Raw genomic sequence first — 1,962 nt, forward strand, 5'->3', positions numbered from 1 at the left:
TGCTCGTGGTACGGTGACAAACTGATTGGTTCTACCGTGGCGAACGAGCGCGGCCAGTGGAAACTGGACGTTGAGCTGGATGACGGTGAGCACTCGCTGGTCGTGGATTCCGTCAGCAAAGGCGGCACCGTTTCTGAGAAAACCGATCCGTTCAAACTGGTTATCGACAGCAACATCCTGCCGGCGCCGGTGGTGGATGAGATGGTCGCCAACAACGGTGATGAAGAGCGTGTTCTGCAGCCAGGCGATTCAACTAACGACACCACGCCAGTGCTGCGCGGTGAAGGCAACGACGGCGACATCATCTATGTAATTGTTGACGGCGGCACTGAGCCGGTGGCAACCGCGATTGTTAAAGATGGCAAGTGGGAAATTGAATTACCAGAGCTGGCAGAAGGTTCACACGATATTGAACTGATCGCCAAAGATCCGGCTAGCGGCAAAGAGTCACCGACTTCAGATCCAATCAACGTGATTATCGATATTACGCCACCGGATCAGCCGAAACCACCAACGATTGTCGATAACGAAGGGGAGAACACCGGTCCGGTTGAACCAGGTAAGCCAATCGATGACAACCGTCCAGGTTTCGGCGGCGAAGGCGGTACCCCTGGCGACAAAGTGGAAGTCATCATTGATGACGGTAAAGGTAATCCGGTGGTGATTGGTACCGGTATCGTGGGCGAAGACGGCAAGTGGGAAGTGAAACCTGAGAACCCAATCGATGACGGTAACTATCAGGTTATCATCGAGATCACCGATCCGGCCGGCAACGAATCGCAGCCATCCGATCCTATCGATCTGATTATCGATACCAAAAAGCCTGGCTCAATGGAAGGTTCGTACATACTGGAGGATAACGTCGGTCCTATCCAGGGTGAGATCGAAAATGGCACGGTCACCGATGACAAACAGCCAACGCTGAAGGGCACGTCACCGGATCTGTCGCAGGTCATCATCTACATCGACGATCTGGAGCCGATCGTGGTTGACGTCGTAAACGGCGAGTGGAGCTACGAGCTGCCAGAACTGGGCGAAGGCAACCATAAAGTTGAAGTACAGCCAGTGAGCCAGTCCGGTGTGAAAGGCGATAAAGAGGCGGCGATTAACTTTGACGTTGATACCACTAAGCCGGTGCCAGTAGAAGGCGGCGACAAGGCTAACTTCGAAGGCGTCTTCGCTGATAAAACCGGCACTGAAATTCCTGTACGGCCGGACACCAACGATGACACGCTGATCTTCAGAGGTAAGGGCTCAGAAGACGGTACTATCGTGATGATTTGGGGCGACGAAGCGCGTACCCAGCTGATCGGTTCTACCGTGGTAGAAAACGGCGTGTGGCGCTATGAGTCAGACAAACTGGCAGAAGGCGATTATGCCTTTAACGTCACGGTTCGCGATGCAGCCGGAAACGAACTGGTCATCGACCATACCGTTAAGACCAACGTCGACGTCACCCCGCCGCCGCCGCCAGAAATCAACTCGATCTTCGCTGCGGGTGCTACGGATGTAGAAGGGCTGATGAGCATGTCGCTCAACGACATCATGACGCAGGGTCAGGATTCACTGTTTATCGACAACGGCAAGTCACAGCTGGTAGTGAACGCTAAACAGGGCGAGGCGCTGACGCTGGAAGACATCCTGCCAGCCGGTGAAGATGCCAGCTCCTGGCAGCAGGCGACCGGTACCGTCACCGTCGGCGGCACCGAGTACAACGTCTACAGCAACGGTGATGCGGAACTGCTGGTGCAGAACCTGCACAACGAACAGCACTGATCATTGATTAGCTGCTAAACAAAAGCCCCGGTCGCAAAACCGGGGCTTTTTTTATGCCTGCAGCGGAAAAATCAGGCGGTCGGTTCCAGCACCAGAATTTTCACGTCCACCACGTCATCTTTGATGGTGGCGCGGTGCGCATCCATGTGCGGCATCTGCTGATGCTGCTCCAGATGGCGCAGCGAT

General features: G+C 54.7%; 1 protein-coding gene and 1 pseudogene. One reads left to right on the top strand and one right to left on the bottom strand.

All coding sequences use genetic code 11. The annotated features are described in order from the left end of the window. Positions 1 to 1,776: Ig-like domain-containing protein (locus FT726_RS26960; RefSeq protein WP_346303816.1), on the top strand; the 1,776-nt coding region annotated here is incomplete at its 5' end. A 71-nt stretch (positions 1,777 to 1,847) separates the two neighbouring features. On the opposite strand, the pseudogene FT726_RS26965 reads toward FT726_RS26960, so the two are convergent. Further along, positions 1,848 to 1,962 (bottom strand): annotated as a pseudogene (locus tag FT726_RS26965) (antibiotic biosynthesis monooxygenase); the annotation flags it as partial.

The organism is Pantoea sp. Morm (genome assembly GCF_016643525.1).
GTDB lineage: Bacteria > Pseudomonadota > Gammaproteobacteria > Enterobacterales > Enterobacteriaceae > Pantoea > Pantoea dispersa.